1 protein-coding gene is annotated in these 263 nt (G+C 69.2%); it reads left to right on the top strand.

All coding sequences use genetic code 11. The features are described from left to right. The coding region (locus tag FS767_RS23005; RefSeq protein WP_178102785.1) for a hypothetical protein at window positions 1-263 on the top strand (263 nt) is incomplete at both ends.

The raw sequence follows: 263 nt of genomic DNA on the forward strand, positions 1-263 counted from the left end.
CGCCTGCGCGAGGCGCGCCTGCTGGTGAAGGAATACCGCACCCTGCAGCGGCGACCGCAGGGCCCCAGTCAGATCAATGCCCTGTGCGAATTCGCCAAGCAGGACTATCGACGCCGGGTCGCGGACTGGCTGGCCTGCGACCTGCCCCTGCCTCCCGCCATCGCCACGGTCAGCCTGGGCAACTACCTGCAGCGCCACTGCCCCCGGCTCGATCTCGCCGAGGATTCCCTCTCCGCGGTCTATCGCCACAGCGCCGAGCTGTT

It is taken from the genome of Pseudomonas sp. DE0010 (assembly GCF_007680745.1).
Lineage (GTDB): Bacteria > Pseudomonadota > Gammaproteobacteria > Pseudomonadales > Pseudomonadaceae > Aquipseudomonas > Aquipseudomonas parafulva_B.